This window comes from Clostridium sp. KNHs216, assembly GCF_006714885.1.
GTDB lineage: Bacteria > Bacillota > Clostridia > Oscillospirales > Acutalibacteraceae > Caproiciproducens.
Map to the genome: position 1 here is coordinate 1,457,052 of NZ_VFMF01000001.1, position 19,163 is coordinate 1,476,214.

Below are 19,163 nucleotides of genomic sequence, written 5' to 3' on the forward strand. Positions count from 1 at the left end.
AAACCGGCTTTTTGAGATTGCTGAATGTCAATGGATGGCGTTCCTTTGAAGAAAAGGGCAATAAGACACATAGCCCCAAAGTCTTTTGTTACGGGGCCATGTGTCTTATTAGTTTAAAGGTTTGCAATACCACTCGTTTTCAAACAAAGCAACTGAACCTGGCATGAGGGTCGTCTTTTAGCGCAACGCAGCTCATTGCTAATTTATCATTTTTAAAGAGGGCAGCTTTCCAAACGGTTTTATCGTACCATCAATATACAAGAAGAAGATCGCCTGCTGGTTGAAATCCATCCGGTTCTTGTTCTGATTGATTATCGGCATCCTGCCCACCTTGCCACAGACTTTAAAAATGGGCTCTGAAAAATGCCTCAAGCATCGGCGCCGCCGTATTTTCGTCGGCGCCGGACACGGTCACAGAGATGTCATCTCCACACTTGACGTTCAGCCCCATCAACATCAGAATCTTTTTCAGATTAGCTGTTTTTCCGTCTTTTTCAATGATAATTTCTGAATTGTATTTCTGGGCCTCCTGGACCAGCTGACCCGCGGGACGGGCATGGATTCCCAGTGCATCCTGAATCTTATATCCAAACTGCTTCATGATTGTGCTCCTTGTGTTGTTATTTGCCGTTCCTGGATTTTTCTATGGCCTCCATGGTCACTTTCCAGACATGGTCCGCCCGCATCAGGCCGAAGTCCTGAATGTCGATCGCAATTACCGGGATGCTGTTGTTCACCATTTTTGCGATATCATTCAGTGCAAAGCGCACCTGAGGCCCCAGCAAAATCGCGTCGGTCCCGTCCAGATACTCATTGATTTCCGCCATGGGGACTGCTTCAATTTCCGAATCAACGCCATAGAGCTTACTTTGTTCCTGCAGCTTGAGCTGCATGATTCCCGTACTCATTCCGGCGTTACAAACCAGTATAATTCTCATAGAAACTCATCCTTTGTCAAACAGATTCTTTTGAGCCGCTTTCCGCAGATTCCTGGCTCTCTTCCTGGATTTTCTGCTTTTCATAAACTCTGAGGAACGGCAGATAAATCAGTCCATCCAGCACAATAAGCGCCAGAGCCAACACAACCGCACGCCAATCCATCGTCGCCAAGAACTGGGCGATCGGAGTCGGGATATTCCAACCCGGGTACACATAGGTCCTGTTAACCAGCCCGAACTGCATGCACAGGTACGTAATAATTCCGTTCAGTGTCTGCGCAGAAATCCAGGGGATGAAAAAAAGCGGATTCAGTACGATGGGCAGACCAAAAATAATCGGTTCATTGATGTTGAATATTGCCGGTACTAAAGCAACCTTTCCAACCGTTTTCATCTGGCTGGATTTGCTTCTTATCAGCATAAACGCCACCGCAAGCGTTGCGCCCGAGCCGCCGGTAACCATGCAGTTCCACCACAAGGACTCCGTCCAGATGTGCGGGAGCTGCGTCGCAGCGGTGCCGGCCGCATAAGCCGCCGAATTGCTCGCCAGATTTGCATACATCAGAGGCTCCAGCATGGAGGTGATCGCCGTATTGTGAATACCGAACCACCACACTGTCTGTGACAAAATGGAGCTGATAGTAAGACCGAATACATTGTCAATGGCCAGTACCAGCGGATGAAAGAGCGCCAGAACCGCCGCCGGAAATGTAATTTTGAATCCGCAGGTAAAGATAATGCTGATGACCGAACAAATAGCCGTCGTAAAGATGACAGGGAAAATAGCGGAAAAAGATTTCTTCAAAGCAGGCGGTACCATTTCCGGCATCTGAATGGTTCCTATCTTTCTTTCAACAAAAAATCTATACAATTCCGTTGTCAGAATGCCGACCAGAATTGCGGCAAAAAGACCCTCTCCGCCCCAGAAATCATTGCTCAGTCCGCCATCTTTTGTTTTCGTCGTACATAATACAAAGAACTGCAGAAGCGCTACAATCGGCGTGATGATCGTATCCATTTTATAGCGTACCGCTAAATGGTAGGAAATTGCAAGAACAATCCACAGGCTCAAACTATAAAGCGTCATGGAACGGAGGACCAGCAAGGGTGCTCCAAACTGATCGATCAGCCATTGCCACCCCTGAAAAAACTGAAAACCCGCGTCTGTGACCGCCATGGTTTTATAATCCACCCATGGGCGGGTTAAAATAATCACAATACTTCCGACCAGCATAATCGGCATACAGGTCATAAACGCTGACTGAATTGCCTGTAAATACTTGTTTCTCTGAATTTTGTTGGCAATGGGTAAAATCGCCTTTTCAATCCAGGACATAAATTTTGTCTCCATACTCTAAATCCTCCCTAAATACACGATTTAAATATCTTTGTGTGCCGCAATCAGATTTTTATACCAGTAATAGCTCTTTTTGGGAATTCGCCGATTGTCATGATCAAAGTCCACATATACCAAGCCGTATCTCTTCTTATAACCGTTTACCCAGCTGTATAAATCCATGGTGGACCAGGCATAGTACCCTCTTACATTAACACCTTCGCTTTTTGCTTTCAGCATCCAGTCAATAAATTCCTGGAGAATTTCAATTCGTTCATCATCCTGAATCTGTCCGTCCATGATATCTTCATAACAGCCATGTCCGTTTTCCGTCACATAAATCGGTAAATTCCCGTAGTTGTTTTTCAGATCTACCAAAGCATCGTACATGCAGTGCGGATAAATTTCGCGTCCCCACTTGTTGCGCCGCACATTTTCGTCATAAGCGGTTTCAAACCATCCCTTGATTACAACGCCTTCCTTTACTTTCGATCCTGAACCGACGTTATTAATGTTGACATGTGTTTCACCGGCGGTATACGGCTTCACATAAGAACGACTGTAGACATTTGCACCCAGAAAGTCCACCGTGCCGGACATAAAGTCGGCTTTATCCTCTTCCTTTACAAAGCTCAAATCGACTCCGCTCTCTCTCAGCTTGGGGAACAGGTCATCCGGGAAATATCCTTTGACACAGGTATCCGTAATCCATTTGTTATAAAACAGATCCGCATTACGGTAGGCGATTCTGTTGGCTTCATCGTTTCCTTCCGTCTCCACGTTTCCGGTAGCCTCGACCAAACCGATTTTCCCAATATAGCTTCCTTTGCGGAACTCGTTGACTGCTTTTGCGCTTGCCAGCAACAAGTGGTACCCCACACGGCAGTAGCGCTTGAAATCCTGAACGTTTGGAGGATAAACGCCAGCTGCATAGCTGCAGTAATTGTAATATTTGGGCTCGTTCAGCGTCGCCCACATTGGCACCCGGTCACCGAAGGCTTCAAAGCATACCTTCGCGTAAACCGCAAAAGCGTCTACTGTCCCGCGATTTTCCCATCCGCCTTTTTTTGCGAGCGCGTCCGGAAGATCGTAATGAAACAATGTGACATTGGGGACAATATGATACTTGAGACAGGTATCAATGACCTTATTGTAATGGTCAATCCCCTTTTGGTTGACTGCCCCGGTTCCCTCTGGAATAATCCGTGACCAGGCGATAGAAAATCGGTATGTATTTTGATTTCCCTCCGCCATCATGCGAATATCCTCTTCATAGCGGTGATAATGGTCACAGGAAACGTCGCCGGTAACCGGATTTACATTGTTTTTTTCACTGTGGCAGAAAGCATCCCATTCTCCGACACCCTTGCCGTCTTCATTCCATGCTCCCTCACATTGATAGGCGGCGGTAGCGCTTCCCCATAAAAATCGGTCCTTATCCATTTTTTCTGTCCTCTCCCCTCTCTCTGTACAGACATACAAATTCCTTTGCCATCCGTTCCGTCAGGATCGCCATTGTCAGATGGTCCTGCGCATGGGTCATAATGATGCTGAACGGAATATCCTCATTTTTCGTCTCGGCACTGAGCATGTCCGTCTGTGATTCATGAGCCTTTTTCAGATCCTCCTTTCCCAACGTCATTTCCCTTTCGGCACTGTCAAAATCGCCTGTCCGAGCGCATTCAATTGATTTGTAAAAGTGGTCGAATGAGCTTCCGGCATAAGAAATTATCATAAACGCCATAGACTGTATTTCTTCCTTTTTCACCAAATAACCTTCCTTCCTTGACCTCGCGTCCCATTTCCTGAGTACAGCTTCATTATATCGGCACGGGGGAAGCTTCTCAAATTATTAATTTCGCAGTGCCCCGCAAAAAGTAAATTGAACTCCACATCCGGAAATATTAATATAATGAGTAGGTGTGCCGAAATCGTTTTTAGGTAAAACATAGGAACTGCCACTTACTGACAAGACAAGCCATACGCAACGGGGAGGGAAAATGCAATGTATTCGTTATCACCGAGACAGAAAAATATACTGCTGATCCTGTCCAACCAGCCTGAAATTCTGACCGGAAAGAGCTTATGCAGCCAACTGAACATTTCTCTGCGGACTTTACAGGCGGAGGTCAAAGCGATCAATGAGATCATGGACGGAAAGATCATATTATCGACAAACCGCGGGTATCAGCTTGACCGAGACAGTTTTTCGGCAATGGACGAACAGGACTTCCAGCAGGAGAGCAACGACCAGGAAGCATTGCTGAAGAAATTGATTCTGGAGGACACTTCCTATCAGATCGACGAACTGGCAGATTCCCTTTATATGAGTTTGTCCACGTTGAACCGAAGATTAAACCTTGTGCAAAAAAGGCTGGAACGCAACAATCTGCATCTGGAAAAGAAGAACGGTCGGGTCAGCATAGCCGGTTCGGAAATGGACAAGCGCAAACTGATCCGGGACTTAATTTATGAAGAAACCAATCCCATCTTTTTGAACATAGAGAGCTGCTCCTCATACTTTGAAGGGCTGAATGTCATATCCATCCGCGACATTATTCTGAAAACAATCGAGCGGTACAATTGTTATGTGGAGGAATGCTACTCCACCAACCTGATCATCAATATTCTGATCGCTCTTTCCCGCATGCAGAAGGCTTATTCGCTGGACGCTTTCAGCGCCAGACTGTCCGAGGACAGCAAGGAATACCGGATTGCCAAGGATATCTGCAGTCAGTTTGCCTCCCATTGTTCCATCGACTTTCAGGAAGCGGACATCCAGTACATTGGGGTGCTGATTATGGGACAGATCAAGCCGGATCAGCTGGTAAAGCATATCGGGCAGTTTGACGAAACTATCAGCAGGGATTTTGAGGAGGAAATCAACCGGATTCTCCAGAAGACCTTTCGTTACTATATGCTCAACATCAATTATGACCATTTTCTGTATAATTTTGTCTTGCATGTGGACGCGCTGATCCGGAGAGCGAAAAACCATCAGTACGTGAGCAGCTACATTACGGAAAATGTGAAATCCAACTGTCCTTTTATATACGACGTGGCCGTCTATATTGCCAAAGAAATCGAAGAGCGGTTTCAAATCCGCGTCATCGACGAGGAAATCGGATTCATCAGCATCCATATCGGCTTCGCAATTGAGAATTCCACGGCTTCCACCGATAAGGTGCGCGTTCTGCTTCTCTGCAACCAATATCACCGTATTGCCGCGGCCCTTCTTGAAAAGCTAAAGGAAAATTATTCCGACGTGATTGAAATCACCAATGTGATCACTTCCCCCTCCCAGCGCAGTCTGGAAGGCGACGCGGACCTGATCCTGTCCACGGTACCACTGCCTGGGATCGGAAAAAGAGCCGTCACCATTTCCCCCTTTTACACCACGCAGGACCGATATAAAATTGATGAAGCAATTCAGGAATGCGCGCGTGCGATTGCCCAAAAGAAGGGACAGAATCTACTGCTCAGCTACTTCCGCAAGGAGCTGTTTTTCCGTGATCTGGAATTTTCCGACAAAGAGGAAGTCATACGCTTTCTCGGAAAGAAAACAGAAGCATTCGGGTTGACGCGGCCGGGCTTTACCGAATCCGTATTAAAGCGTGAGGCCATGTCTTCCACCTGCTTCTTTGACACCTTTGCCATTCCGCACGCACTCGAACTGGAAGCAAAAAAGACCATGTTCTGCGTACTGATAAATAAAAACGGCATTCCCTGGGACAATCATGTCATTAAATGTGTATTTATGATAGCGATTAACAAGGCCGACCGGAAATCCTTTATGAAAATCTATAACGGTATTATTCAGATTCTCTGTGACAAGGAAAAAGTTAACCAGCTGGTAAAATGCAAAAATCCTATGGAATTTATTGAATGGTTTCAATGAGCTTTGCGTCTAACTTATAAAGGACAGAAAATTCCGAAAAATTTCGGAATTTCCTGTCCTTTTTGGGTTGCTGACCAGCTTGTGCCGGTTTCATCACAAGCCGGTATGCTGCAGGGTGATGGTCCGGCGAAAGGCGCCCGGCGTCATTACTTTAAGCTTTAAAAAATTTCTGGTAAACGATTTGACGGTATTGTATCCTACCTCGATTGCGATATCAATAATGCTGTTGTCGGTTTTCAGCAAAAGCTCACAGGCGCGGTTGATCCGGACGAAGTTCAAAAAATCCTCAAAATTTCTTTCCATCTGATAGATCAGAATACGGTTCAGCTCCACCGCACTGATCTGAAAGTCCCTGGCCACAAGCTTCGCGCTTAAGTCCTCCCGGTAATTACGGTAAATGTAGGAAACAACAGCATACGCTTTTTTGCTTTCCCTGACCTTACAGATATCGTTTACCTTCTGATATGTTTTGCGGTATTCGTTCGCTTTCATGCCTATCCTCGCGGCAAACACCTTTGAAACATGGGAGGCGTCGACATATCCGAGGATTTCCGCCAGCTCTTCGAGCGTGAAATCCGTATAAAGCAGAAAATTGATCGTTTTCCCTACACGCATTTCATTGATAAGGTCAAAGAAAGAAAGCCCCGTCATCTGATTGATATAAAGGCTGATGGAAGACTCGCTCAAATAAAAAACGCGTGACAGCGTCTTGAGAGTCAGCTTTTCACTGAGATGTGTGTAAATATAGCGAAAAATCTCGCTGCGGTCGACTCCGGACACGGCCCCGACAGGCGGATGGCTGTTTTCTCCGATTCTCTCAAACATAACGATCAGTTCAACCAGCTGATTGGTAATATAAATATTGCTCAGCACCTTTGGAGTAACGGGTACCGCGGTCGACTCAATGCCCACCTCATCGCGAACCGTTAAAATGATTTCTTTTATCTTTGCCTTTTGCTCGCGGTCGCAGTATACCACGGGATTGTTTAAAATCATGCGTATGATGTTCAGCGGCTCATTGTCCGTGTTGTAAAAAGACTTTATGATCTCGTTGAGTGTATCGAAACGATACACAATAATGTCATATTGAAGCGGCTCTACGACCTCCGTCACCTCGCTGATTTCCCACGGGAGGATGGCGACGAAGGCGCCCGGCTTCAGTGAATATTCCGTATTCTGAATCCGGATTTTCCCCTTTCCCCTGTTCATAAAGAGAAACCGGGACGCCTGATGAATTAAAGGCTTGGTCGGGCCTTCTATCACTTCCATATCAAAGCTGCACAGTTTTCGTGTATCCAGATTGGAGCAGTTGGGCGACTGCATCTCAACAATTTCCTGCATATAAAGCTTCCTTCCTGCAAACGGCGCAGAATTTCAAACGGCTAATGATCACTTTCTGATAAAACAAACCCTTTTATAATCTATAGAATTCTCATTTTTCTGTCAAGAATCTCCTTCTAATAATAAAAGTTTGGAAAGGCGGCATTCGGACATTTCGTTTGATTTTTGTTGTATTTAAACATCCTTTTCAAGAGGCGGAATCGATCCCGATCCCGACCGGGAGGAGCTGTTTCTTCGCGATCCGGCAAAACGCAGCCCTCTTCACCAGATGTCCCGATACCAAAACGCAATACCGAATTGTCCGTCATGGTCTCAGCAAACCGGGTAAACTGTTATCAGCAACCGAAATTGAAATAAGGAGATCTCTGCATAATGGGAATGAACTTACGCGGACAAAATTTTTTAAAGCTGCTGGATTTTTCTCCGGCTGAAATCAGGTATCTGCTGGATTTATCCAAAAATTTCAAGAATATGAAAAGAAGCGGCGTGCCTCATCGATATCTGGAAGGAAAAAATATCGTTCTGCTGTTTGAAAAGACTTCCACCAGAACCCGCTGCTCCTTTGAAGTGGCCGGAAGAGATTTGGGGATGGGCGTAACTTACCTCGATCCCGGAAGCTCCCAGATGGGCAAAAAGGAAAGTATCGCAGATACGGCCAAGGTGCTGGGCAGAATGTACGACGGAATTGAGTACCGGGGCTACAGCCAGAAAATTGTCGAGTCCTTAGCCGAAAATGCCGGAGTCCCGGTATGGAACGGACTGACCGACGAATTTCACCCCACGCAGATGCTTGCCGACCTTCTGACGATTGAGGAAAAATTCGGCACACTCAAAAAGATCAATCTTACCTTTATGGGGGATGCGAGAAACAATGTCGCTAATTCCCTGATGGCCGCCTGTGCGAAAATGGGGCTGAATTTTACTGCCTGTTCACCCAAAGAATTATTTCCGGCTAAGGAGCTGGTTTCCGTCTGCCGGAAAATTGCCGCCGAAAACGGCTGCACGATCACTCTTACGGAGGATGTTGCGGAAGGAACGGCGGACGCCGACGTGATCTATACCGATATCTGGGTTTCCATGGGAGAACCGGACGATGTCTGGTTGACCAGAATCGACCTGTTAAAGCCCTATCAGGTCAACCGGGACGTCATGAACCACGCGAAGCCTGACGCCCTTTTCATGCACTGTCTGCCGTCCTACCACAATACCGACACCGCGATCGGCATGGATATCGCGGAAAAATTCGGCATCACGGAAATGGAGGTCAGCGACGAGGTGTTTTCTTCAAAACAATCCGTCGTATTCGACGAAGCGGAAAACAGGATGCACACCATCAAAGCGGTCATGTATGCCACTCTGTGCTGATGGAGGAAAAGTAATGCCGAAGAAAAAAATAGTGGTTGCACTGGGTGGCAACGCTTTGGGCAACACCCCCGCGGAGCAGGTCGAATCGGTTAAAAAGGCCGCGGAAATAATTGCCGGTCTGGCCGCCGAGGGCTATGACATAATTATTGGCCACGGCAACGGTCCGCAGGTGGGAATGATCAATTTGGCAATGGATTATTCCTCCTGCGGCGAACCGCATACCCCAAGCATCCCTTTGGCGGAATGCGGCGCCATGTCACAGGGCTATATCGGGTACCACCTTCAGCAGGCGCTGCAGCAGAGTATCCGCGCCCGAAACATAAACAGGGACGTAGTCAGTGTGATCACCCAGGTGGCAGTGGACAGGGACGACCCCTCCTTTCAGACTCCGACCAAGCCGGTGGGCGTATTTTACACCCAAGAGCAGGCAAAGGCCCTTTCTGAGGAAAAAGACTTCCGTTTTACGGAAGATTCCGGCCGCGGATACCGCAGGGTGGTTCCTTCCCCGAAGCCTCTACGCATTGTGGAGCTGAACGCAATCCGGGAAATGGTGCAAAAAAACATGATCGTCATTACCGTCGGCGGGGGTGGAATTCCAGTGGTACAGGACGGAGAAAATTACCGCGGGGTGGACGCGGTTGTGGATAAGGACAAATCCTGTTCCATACTGGCACAGGAGCTGCGCGCCGACGCCCTGCTGATTTTAACCGCGGTGGATCAGGTGTGCATCCACTTTCATACCCCGTCCGAAAAGCCGCTTCGCGTTTTAACCGTACAACAGGCTCTGGAATACATAAAAGACGGACAGTTTGCTCCGGGCAGCATGCTCCCCAAGGTGGAAGCCTGTGTGGATTTTGTTCAGTCTCTTCCCGGTCACACTGCCGTTATCACATCGCTTGACAAAGCCGGTAACGCCTTGAAGGGTCTATCCGGCACAGCAATTATCTCCTGATAAATCAATCAATTATTATCTGAAAGCACAAAATGATTTTTTGTTTTGTGCTCTCTTTTGCCGCCAAGGTTTCTGTAAGGAGGATATTATTGAATCAGAATATGAAAACAGCCCTGTGGGCAAAGCTTGCCTTGCTGAGTGTCGCCGTGATCTGGGGAAGTTCCCTTGTAGTGGTGAAAAGCACGGTCAACAGTCTGCCCCCTTTGTTTTTGCTCGCAATGAGATTTACAATCGCCTGTGTTATTCTGTGCATTGTTTTCTACCGTAAGCTGAAGCTTATTACCCGGGATTATTTGAAATGCGGCGCCGTTATCGGACTGTGCCTGTTTTTGGCCTACTGCATTCAGACTGTCGGCGTAATTTTCGCTATGCCGGGCAAAAGCGCCTTTCTATCGTCGATTTACTGCGTGATTGTCCCCTTTCTCTTTTGGGCGGTGGAAAAGAAAAAGCCGGACCTTTATAATCTTGCTGCCGCTGTTCTCTGTATCGGGGGAATTGCCTCTGCTTCCATCACTTCCGATTTTTCCGTCAGCAAGGGCGACGCTTTCGCGCTCGCAAGCGGTTTCTTTTTTGCGGCCCACATTGTGTCTGTGCAGAAATTCGGAAAGGGAAAGGACCCCGTACTGATTACCATTTTGCAGTTTGGATACTGTGCCGCGCTGTCCTGGCTGTTCAGCCTGGCGCTGGAGCATTCCTCCGCCGTGCAGTGGACCTCGGAAGCGCTGGCGGGGATTCTGTACCTGTCGGTCTTGTGTACCGGAGTCTCCCTGCTGCTGCAAAATGTCGGTCAGAAATACACCGACCCTTCCAGCGCATCTATTCTGCTCAGTCTGGAATCGGTTTTCGGAATTCTGTTTTCGGTCATTCTGTTTCATGAAACCTTAAACGCCCGCCTTATGATCGGATTTGCTCTGATTTTCGCGTCCGTGCTTATATCGGAAACCAAACTCTCTTTCATTAAAACCAGCAGAATCCAATAATAAAAATACAAAGCCTCTGGCTGTAGCCATTCTACAACCAGAGGTTTTTCTAAATGCCATTTTCATATAAGAATCACGTACACCGGCACTGGCGCATAGCGTCCTGAGCATCATAAGCACTGTGAATGACTTCCGGCGGGGGGCCGTCATCCCGGATCGGACTGGTTTGGTTCTTGCTGTTACTCTATCTCTTTTTGGAAAAGACGAAGGCTTTTTTCTACTGCGCAAGCCGAAGGTAACCGCAGCACCGTTTCCGCCAGCCGCGCACAGGCGGGCCGGTTCAGCCGGGAAATAAGCATCCGTGTGGCGAGGATACCGGAAGCGCTCATGGAAAATTCCTGAAGGCCCATTCCGAACAGTACGGGGACCAGAAGAGGGTCCCCGGCTGCTTCCCCACACATTCCGCACGGGATACCGGCCTCCAACGCCGCACAGATGGTGTTCTGTATCAGGCTGAGCACCGCCGGGTGGTAAAAGGAATAGAGATGCGATATTTTTTCGTTTCCGCGGTCCACCGCCACCGTGTACTGAAGAAGGTCGTTGGTGCCGATGGAAAAGAAGTCGGAAACCTTGGCAAACTGACCGGCAAGGATGGCCGCGGCCGGTGTTTCCACCATCATACCCAGAGGAATGTCCGGGCGGAACGGAATCCCCTCCCGCTCCAGCTCCTGTTCGCATTCCTTCAGAAGAGTGCGGACAGCCCGCATTTCCTCCACGGCGCTGATCATCGGAATCATGATTTTCAGATCGCCGTGAACACCCGCCCGCAGCAGCGCCCTTAGCTGCGCTTTGAAAAGCTCTGGATGGTCCAGGCTGAAACGGATGGCGCGATAGCCAAGAAAGGGATTGCTCTCCGGTTCCATTTTCAGGCAGGGGGCTTCCTTGTCTCCGCCGATGTCCAGCGTACGGACAATCACAAATTTCCCCCGCATGGTTTCCAGCACCTCGCGGTACTGCCGGTACTGCTCCTCTTCACCCGGGGGCTGGGACTGCCCGATGAACAGGAATTCGCTGCGGAACAGGCCGACGCCTTCCGCGTCCGCCTGAACGGCGGACACGGCTTCCGACGCGGAACCGATGTTCGCGGCAAGATCAACGGTGAAATTGTCTGCGGAAACCGTCGCTTTTCCACGGAAGGTTTCCGCCTGTAAAACAAACTGGTGACGCTGCGTTTCCCGCTGATGAAACTCCTCCCGAAGCGGCTGGGCAGGGCGGCACGCATACTCTCCGCTTTCCCCGTCCATCACCAAAGGCTCCCCTGTCTTCGTTTCGCTGACCGCGTCAGCCGCCCCCACAATGGCGGGAATCCCCGTATTGCGGGCGATAATGGCCATATGGGAGGTCCTGCCGCCGAAACAGGTGATGATCCCGCGGACATTCTGCCTGTCCCATATAGCGGTATCCGAGGGGGTAAGCTCCTCGGCGACAAGGATGACGGGCCCCGGAAGGCAGGAGAGATCGATATCGCACACTCCGGCCAGCGAGAAGAGCAAACGGTTTTTCAGCTCCAGAATATCACTGCTGCGCGCGCGCATGTAAGCGTCGTCCATCTGCGAGAACATGTCCGCCAGGGCGTCCATATGCCTTACCACGGCCTGCTCCGCATAGAGGCAGTCGCTGCCGATCATCTGTTCAATCGGCCCTGACACACATTCCTGATCGTTCAGTATGGTCAGGTGGGCGTCCAGTATTTCCGCGCTGTCCGTGTTGCCCTCGCTCCGGGCCTTCCGGCTCAGGCGACACGTTTCCTCAACAACCGCTTCCATGGAAGCGCGAAAACGACGCAGTTCCTCCCGGGAGTTCTCTGCGCGGCCCTGAGGCAGCTCGATCTTCTGCCGGCGAAGAACATATGCATTCGCTTCCGCTACACCGGCGGACACACCAATTCCTTTTTTCACTATTGTTCTCATCTTTAGAAACCACATCTTCCCGTGAATTTATTCCCCAAGTCCGGAATTGACTGCCTCGACCAAGGCGTTGAGGGCATCGGTTTCGTCCTCTCCGTCGGCCACGATTTCAATTTCCGAACCGCTTGAAATACAGGCTTTCAAGACAGTAATGATGCTTTTCCCGTTATATTCCTGTCCTTTGTACCGGATGAGAATCCGGCTTTTTTTAGAGGCTGCACATTTTACAAAATTATTGGCCGGGCGGGCATGGAGCCCTACCGGATTAATGATTTTTACTTTTTTACTTACCATAGTTCCTCCTAGTTTTTTCAAATATATTATGACAGGGGAAACATATCCGCTGTATCTATTCCAAGTCCAGTAATTGAGCCACCTCCGAGAGGCTTTCCGCACAGCCAAACAGCAGTCTTCGGATCTCCGGTCCCGGCTGTACCAGGTCGGGGACCATAATCACCTTCATTCCGGCGCTGTAAGCCGCTTTGACCCCGTTCGGGGAATCCTCGAGCACCAGACAGTCCTTCGTCGGGAGCTTCAAAAGCTCCGCCGTCTTCAAAAAAATATCCGGTTCCGGCTTTGCGTGCTCCACCATGTTGCCAAAAACCATCTGTTCCATGCGGTCCGCGATTCCGCACAGCTTCAGTGTATAGAGAGCGTTTTCCTTCTCTGTGCTCGTAGCCACCGCCGCGGAAATTCCATTCCGGTCCAGGGTATCAAGTAAGGAGAACAGCCCCTTTTTTACCGGGACCCCGTTTTCGGACTGATAATCTTTCCACATTTCCCAGCTTTTCCTGCTGATTTCCTCCGCGGGATAGTCTTCGGCGTAATATTGGCGGCAGACACGCTTTACTTCCTCTTTTCCCATTCCCATCGTCAGTTCCCACGGGTCCGGCCTGCCGGAAAGGCCCATCTCTTTGCGAATCTGACGGCGAAATTCAAGCCTGATCCGTTCGGAATCGATCATCAGACCGTCCATGTCAAAAATTACCGCCTGAACCATCTTGTTATAAATTCCTTTCGGTTTTTACAGAAGCTCCGGAAAATCAGCATCCCAGCGCCTTAAAACGATCGTAATTCAAACCGGAAATATCGATGCTCGGCGTTTCTCCGGCAGCCATCTCGGACAAGACCCTGCCGACGGAAGGCCCTATGGCAAATCCGTGACCGCTGAAGCCGAAAGCACAGATGAGGTCGGGAACCTCCGGGATTTCCTGAATGACAGGCAGACGATCGATCGTGGAATCCAGCCAGCCGGCCCACTGGCGGACGATTTTCGCGTCCTTTAAAGCGGGGATGTATTTCATGACCGCTCGGCTTTTATCCGCCGCAGCCATGGTGGTGCAGCGCGGGTTTTCCGCGTAGGTGTTCACATACCGCTCCATTCCGGTATTTCCGCCGAAAATAAACGAACCGTGCGCCGTCTGATGCCCGTAAAAATTGCCGTCCGCGGTAGAAAGCCTGTACGGGAACATTTTCGGCTGTACTTCGGTAATGATGCATTCGTCGATTCTTTTCAGCATCGGAAAATCAATCCCGACGGTGTTGACAATGACGCGGGATTCAAAGCCGGCGGCCAGTATGATTTTCTGCGCTTCATACACATTTCCGGACCTTGTAACCACTTTCCTTGCGCGACCCCTGTCTTTCTGAATCTCCACCGCCTCTTCGCCGGTTATGAAATGCACGCCCATGTTTCTCGCTTTGCGGTAATAGGCCAGCGTAGAGGTCATGGGATTTGCCACCCCGTTAATCGGGCAGTAGCTTGCCAGATTGACCTCCTCCGACAGATATGGGCAGAGCTTTCTGGCCTCGTCCCCGCTGAGCAGGTGTATTTCAATACCCTGCTCTTGAGCACGCACAATCCCTTTTTTTAAGGATTGCATCTGAGACTCATTCTGGGCCAGGGCAAGGCCTCCCACTCTGCTGTACTCCAGATCGGCGTCAAGCTCTTCTGAAAGAGTCGGCCAGATATTGAAAATGGCGTCCTTTGCAAAACGGAATTCCCGTTCTTCTCTTCCCGACAGCCGGACCCCGGCTCCGTTGCGGCTGGAAGCGCCGTCACCGATATTGCCCCGCTCCAGCACCAGGACCTTCAGCCCCTTTTGAACCATATAATACGCCGCGGCACAGCCTACAATGCCGCTGCCGATTACAATCACATCTGCGTTTTTATCCATTATTTTCCCGCCTCATTTCCGAAGACTTCTATTTCGACCGGACGAGCAGGCCCTCTTGCCGTGCAGTCCTCCAGTGCAGCCGGGCGCGTGCCCAGTTCCCGCGCAAGAATATCCTTCACGATTTTTCCGCAGGTGTTTCCCTGACAAAGGCCCATACCTGGACGCAGGAAACGGCGTATTTCCGTCATAGTCCGCATTCCTTCGTGGATCGCCTTGCGGATTTCTCCCTTTGTGATTTCCTCACAGCGGCAGACAATCAGATTATCGTCCGGCTTCGGGTCAAATGCGCCGATATCATCGTTTCTATCCATATAGATACTCATTTTGTTACCTCCTGACTGAAGAAACGCGCCTTCATCGACATTTCCTTCGGGACCTTAATGGTCAGCAGGGCGGTATGGTCCATGGCAGGGCTTACCCTGCAGGAAACCACTTCGGCCTCGCACACCGCTTTTCCGTCCCTTCCCAAAGCGACGCCTTTCGCACCCGCTTCCGGATAGGGCAGAAATTCGTAGGGCATCGTGACGGTTGCCTGACCGTCGCCGTAATCGTCATCCACCAGGAAAATAGCCTGTCCGGAGCAGGAAGCCACGCACATGCCACAGCCGACACATTTTGCTTCACCGTTGACGATCGGAAGATTCGTGATGGATTTACCGATCGTAATACAGCCGAACCGGCAGGCGTCCTGACAGGGGTTGCAGGGGATGTTCTGTGTGCACTCAATCACCGGATGGATTCCCACCTTCTTTTCGGTTACACCGGGATACCGTCCGATTTCTCCGTCGCTTAAATATCCGTATTTGAAAAGGGAGTCGGAAAGAGCGATCCCCTCGTCCGTGAGGGTAAGGTCCGTTCTGCCCTTGTTCTGCGGGCTGAAGGTCCCTTCGTGCAGCTGCCTGAGAGAATTTTTCATCTGCGCGGACACCTCGACAAAATCCTCGTCGGAAAGAAAGCCGAGCTTGTTTGCCGCCGCCGCCCCAGCCAGACGGCCGGTAATCATTGCGGAGCTGGCCTCCTCGATTCCGGCGACATCGCCCGCCGCGAAGATTCCGCTCAGTGTTGTTTCGCCGCAGCTGTTTACCACCGGCACGGTACCACCCTTGTCCGTCGTCTCACAGCCGCTCATCTGCAGGAGCTGTGACATTGGCGACAGGCCGACAGCCATACACACGGTATCCACATCAAAATGCTTCTCCGTACCGGGAATCGGCCGGAATTTTTCATCGACCTGCGCAATTACGGCGCCCGTCACATGATCGGTTCCTTCCGCTTTGACAACCGTGTGGGAAAGATAAAACGGGATTCCCGTTCTGGTCAGCTTCGAGGCATGCACGCCGTAACCGCCTACTCTGGGCGCCGCGTCCACAATGGCCGCAACCTGCACACCGGCCTGAAGCAGCTGATAGGAAACGACCAGCCCCACGTTTCCGGAACCGACCATCAGCACCCGCGAGCCGGGCTGTACGCCGTGAAGGTTCATCATCGTCTGTGCCGCGCCCGCGCCCATAACGCCCGGCAGGGTCCAGCCCTCAAACGGGATCATGTTTTCGCGCGCGCCGGTCGCAACCAGAACGGTGTCGCCCTTGTAATGGAACACCTTATCCTGCTGCATGACCATAATTTCCTTATTTTCATAGAGCCCCATGACAACGGAGTTCAGGAACACCTCAACCCCCGCTTTTTCCGCGTCCGCAAGCAGTTTTTGCCCGATGCGGAAACCGCGCGTCTTTGCCTGATGCTCTTTAGAGCCGAAAAACTTATGTATCTGCTTGAACAGCTGTCCTCCGGGCTTTGCGTTTTCGTCAAACACAGCGACATTCATTCCGCTGTTTGCCCCCTGTATGGCGGCGGACAGTCCCGCGGGGCCGGCTCCTATGACAATCAGATCGTATCTTTTCATGATCCTTTACTCCTTTCCCCGTACCCCGTACTGTGTCTGTATTTTCATGCCTTCCCTCAGGGGTGTGACGCAGGTACGGACATTGGGCTTACCGTCCACAATCATGACACAGTCCGTACAGCGGCCAATGGCGCAGAAAATACCGCGCGGCTGGTCAAGCTTTGCCGTATGCCGGTGAACCATTACACCGGCTGCGCGCAGCGCCGCCGCGATAGGCTCTCCCTCATATCCCTGCATCTCGTTTCCGTCCAAAGTAAACCGAACCTGCCTACCCTTTGGAAATTCATCCAGGACCGGATGATTTGTGATTCGCATAAGTATTGGCTCCTTTTTGTTGTATTTATTTCAAACCGGGCAGGTACCTTCGGCACCTTACCGGTCTTAAAACAGCCTGCCGGCTTTTCAGCGCAGATATTCCTCAAACAGCCTCTGCAGCATCTCCAGCTGCTCGAAATCAACCCGGCTGTCCTTCCCGGTTCTGGTGTCCGGGACAAAAAGCCGGTTATCAGCCTGCTGTGCGCTGAAAACATAAACCCCGTCGGGAAAAAAATATAAAACAGAATCATCCGCCTGCTCTTCCGTAAGTTCCGTGAACCGTACGTCCAGACCCGTAGGAATCTGTTTTAACCGTTCGATATCGTTCGATGGCCTGCCCTTTCTCTCAGCGAAATAGATCGGTGCACCCGTACCGACGCAATCCAGCACAACGACTTTTTTACTTTGCAGTTCTTTTCCGAAAAATTCCTGCAATTCCCTGTAGCCTTCGTAATAATTACAGCTGAAATCGGCAAGGACAAAGGCGGCCTTCTTCCTGTTTTTCACCGTCGAGGCAAGCTTGCCGATCAGCAAAAGCGAAGAGGTATTTCGGTTAAAATTGAATTTGTTGGGGATTCCGGAGGCGACCCGGAACGCCCCGAATACGGCAACGGCCAGTGCTAAGAAACGCCAAAGATGGGTCTGTCCGTTCAGTACGCCCCCTGAAAAGAAAGCAATCAGGAAACAAATCAGAAGAATCGTTCCGGCGATCCCGTACTGCAGGAGGCTGTTCCGCTTTTCGTTTTTAAAATTTTTTTGCCTGTCCAGCGGATAATACCGGTAGTTCGGAAAAAGAATCCGTGACGCCGTATCGTAGGAGGAAACGAAAACAACGCCCGCCTTCTCAACATTACCGATCAGCACATGGACGGAGTTCCCGCCGAATTTTCTTTTTTCCGTTACGGTCCGGACCTTGTAGCCGAGCTCCTTCATGATTTTGGTGATAAAGCCGATAAAACGGTCCTTTTGCTTTCGGGTAAACCGTTTACCGAACGTACCGCCGAAATGCAGCATGGATTCACGCATTCTTATTCCTCCCCGGGCCGTCCGGCCCCAAAAAATTGTTAAGAACATACAGATAAATCAGAATAACGGCAGGATGGCTTCCTGCAATCCCACCGTTATCAGGAAACAAGGGCGCGTTTTATACCCGTCCGCCCCGGTGGAAAACTGCGCAGGGAGTCCTGCTCAGACAATCCCCAGTAAGGAAAGAAGCAGGGCGCCGGCAATAATCGTGATAATAACCGGTAGGAATTTCTGTCCCTTCTTTTTAAAGAAAAGATAGATTGCCATAACAACAATCAACGGCAGCAAGCCGGGAATCAAACCATCCAGCACACTCTGAATCGTGACCGTCTGGCCCGCGCTCACATAAGAACCCGCCAATTTCAAAGAAATCGTGGTGGCGGACAGTGCGCCCATCATGAACAGGCCCAAAACGCTGGCACCGGTGATGATTCTGTTAATCCAGCCGGATTCCAGCATGGAAGCGACAGCGTCCTTACCAAGCCTGTACCCGGCACACATCAGGAACCAGCCGAGAATCACGGTAACCACAACATAGAGGAACATAATGGGTACGCCGATAACGGAGCCGTTAGCGCTGGCGGTCAGCGCCAGAGAAAAGATCAACGGGCGGACAGCGCCGCCGATCAGGCTGTCGCCGATACCGGCAACCGGGCCCATCAGGCCGGTCTTGACACTGATGATGGCGTCACCCGGAAGAGAAGACACACTCTTTTCTTCTTCCATACCAACCGAAATACCCAGAATGGACATTCCGATATTTCCTTCCGTATTAAAGAAAACCAGATGTCTCTGCAGGGCTTCCACAAGGTCTTCCTTATTCGTATACAGCTTTTTCAGAACGGGAATCATTGCAAAGCAGTAGGAGACTGACTGCATTCTTTCGTAGGAGTTGGACATTTCGCACGCCCACCACCATCTCCAGAAAACGATCCATAAATCTTTCGTCGTAAGCTTGGACTCTTTTTTTACCGCTGTTTCACTCATAGTAATCTCTCATTCCTTTCATTGCCGTTAAAGCTCCT

At 50.2% G+C, this 19,163-nt stretch carries 19 protein-coding genes; 4 read left to right on the plus strand and 15 right to left on the minus strand.

Features of this window, described 5'->3' with window-relative positions; genetic code table 11:
• Positions 1–343: 343 nt before the first annotated feature.
• Genes LY85_RS07095 through LY85_RS07115 form a run of 5 tightly spaced genes read right to left on the minus strand, consistent with a single transcriptional unit; the run spans position 344 to position 4,042 of the window.
• The gene (locus tag LY85_RS07095) at positions 344–601 is read right to left on the minus strand and encodes an HPr family phosphocarrier protein (RefSeq protein WP_141826063.1); all 258 of its coding nucleotides are present in this window, start codon (positions 599–601) and stop codon (positions 344–346) included.
• A 19-nt stretch (positions 602–620) separates the two neighbouring features.
• Positions 621–938 (minus strand): PTS sugar transporter subunit IIB, encoded by a 318-nt coding sequence (locus LY85_RS07100; protein WP_141826064.1) that lies wholly within the window; start codon positions 936–938, stop codon positions 621–623.
• 16 nt (positions 939–954) lie between these two features.
• Positions 955–2,289, minus strand: coding sequence for a PTS transporter subunit EIIC (locus LY85_RS07105; protein WP_141826065.1), 1,335 nt, complete (start codon positions 2,287–2,289; stop codon positions 955–957).
• A gap of 27 nt (positions 2,290–2,316) precedes the next feature.
• Positions 2,317–3,717: a glycoside hydrolase family 1 protein gene (locus LY85_RS07110; protein ID WP_141826066.1), complete on the minus strand. Its 1,401-nt coding sequence runs from the start codon at positions 3,715–3,717 to the stop codon at positions 2,317–2,319.
• Positions 3,710–4,042 (minus strand): PTS lactose/cellobiose transporter subunit IIA, encoded by a 333-nt coding sequence (locus tag LY85_RS07115; protein ID WP_141826067.1) that lies wholly within the window; start codon positions 4,040–4,042, stop codon positions 3,710–3,712. Before LY85_RS07115 ends, LY85_RS07110 begins: the two co-directional genes overlap by 8 nt.
• Positions 4,043–4,279: 237 nt before the next feature.
• Here LY85_RS07115 and LY85_RS07120 point away from each other — a divergent pair, with 237 nt between their 5' ends.
• Positions 4,280–6,172: a PTS sugar transporter subunit IIA gene (locus tag LY85_RS07120; protein WP_141826068.1), complete on the plus strand. Its 1,893-nt coding sequence runs from the start codon at positions 4,280–4,282 to the stop codon at positions 6,170–6,172.
• Positions 6,173–6,265: 93 nt separating this feature from the next.
• On the opposite strand, the gene LY85_RS07125 is transcribed toward LY85_RS07120, so the two are convergent.
• A complete protein-coding gene (locus LY85_RS07125) occupies positions 6,266–7,513 on the minus strand; it encodes an AraC family transcriptional regulator (RefSeq protein WP_141826069.1) in 1,248 nt (415 codons plus the stop codon).
• Positions 7,514–7,885: 372 nt separating this feature from the next.
• On the opposite strand from LY85_RS07125, the gene argF reads away from it, so the two are divergent.
• From argF to LY85_RS07140, 3 genes are all read left to right on the plus strand, one after another.
• A complete protein-coding gene (argF, locus tag LY85_RS07130) occupies positions 7,886–8,878 on the plus strand; it encodes an ornithine carbamoyltransferase (protein WP_141826070.1) in 993 nt (330 codons plus the stop codon).
• 13 nt (positions 8,879–8,891) lie between these two features.
• Positions 8,892–9,830, plus strand: a complete 939-nt coding sequence (gene arcC, locus LY85_RS07135; RefSeq protein ID WP_141826071.1) for a carbamate kinase — start codon at positions 8,892–8,894, stop codon at positions 9,828–9,830.
• Positions 9,831–9,919: 89 nt separating this feature from the next.
• On the plus strand, positions 9,920–10,810 hold the full coding sequence (locus LY85_RS07140) for a DMT family transporter (protein WP_243122499.1): 891 nt from the start codon (positions 9,920–9,922) through the stop codon (positions 10,808–10,810).
• Between the two features lie 179 nt (positions 10,811–10,989).
• Here the strand turns inward: LY85_RS07140 and ptsP are convergent, their stop codons facing one another.
• The 9 genes from ptsP to LY85_RS07185 form a co-directional block, all read right to left on the minus strand.
• A complete protein-coding gene (gene ptsP / locus LY85_RS07145; RefSeq protein ID WP_185741143.1) occupies positions 10,990–12,708 on the minus strand; it encodes a phosphoenolpyruvate--protein phosphotransferase in 1,719 nt (572 codons plus the stop codon).
• Between the two features lie 39 nt (positions 12,709–12,747).
• On the minus strand, positions 12,748–13,011 hold the full coding sequence (locus tag LY85_RS07150; RefSeq protein WP_141826073.1) for an HPr family phosphocarrier protein: 264 nt from the start codon (positions 13,009–13,011) through the stop codon (positions 12,748–12,750).
• 55 nt (positions 13,012–13,066) lie between these two features.
• Entirely contained in the window at positions 13,067–13,717 is a 651-nt protein-coding gene (locus LY85_RS07155; RefSeq protein ID WP_141826074.1) for an HAD family phosphatase, read from the minus strand.
• Between the two features lie 43 nt (positions 13,718–13,760).
• The gene (locus tag LY85_RS07160; protein ID WP_141826075.1) at positions 13,761–14,894 is read right to left on the minus strand and encodes an FAD-binding oxidoreductase; all 1,134 of its coding nucleotides are present in this window, start codon (positions 14,892–14,894) and stop codon (positions 13,761–13,763) included.
• Positions 14,894–15,217, minus strand: coding sequence for a (2Fe-2S)-binding protein (locus LY85_RS07165; protein WP_141826076.1), 324 nt, complete (start codon positions 15,215–15,217; stop codon positions 14,894–14,896). The genes LY85_RS07160 and LY85_RS07165 overlap by 1 nt, the downstream gene beginning before the upstream one ends.
• The gene (locus LY85_RS07170; RefSeq protein ID WP_141826077.1) at positions 15,214–16,797 is read right to left on the minus strand and encodes an FAD-dependent oxidoreductase; all 1,584 of its coding nucleotides are present in this window, start codon (positions 16,795–16,797) and stop codon (positions 15,214–15,216) included. The genes LY85_RS07165 and LY85_RS07170 overlap by 4 nt, the downstream gene beginning before the upstream one ends.
• A gap of 6 nt (positions 16,798–16,803) precedes the next feature.
• On the minus strand, positions 16,804–17,112 hold the full coding sequence (locus LY85_RS07175) for a (2Fe-2S)-binding protein (RefSeq protein ID WP_141826078.1): 309 nt from the start codon (positions 17,110–17,112) through the stop codon (positions 16,804–16,806).
• A gap of 87 nt (positions 17,113–17,199) precedes the next feature.
• The gene (locus LY85_RS07180; RefSeq protein ID WP_141826079.1) at positions 17,200–18,138 is read right to left on the minus strand and encodes a hypothetical protein; all 939 of its coding nucleotides are present in this window, start codon (positions 18,136–18,138) and stop codon (positions 17,200–17,202) included.
• A gap of 162 nt (positions 18,139–18,300) precedes the next feature.
• Positions 18,301–19,125: a PTS system mannose/fructose/sorbose family transporter subunit IID gene (locus tag LY85_RS07185; protein ID WP_038325471.1), complete on the minus strand. Its 825-nt coding sequence runs from the start codon at positions 19,123–19,125 to the stop codon at positions 18,301–18,303.
• Positions 19,126–19,163: the final 38 nt, after the last annotated feature.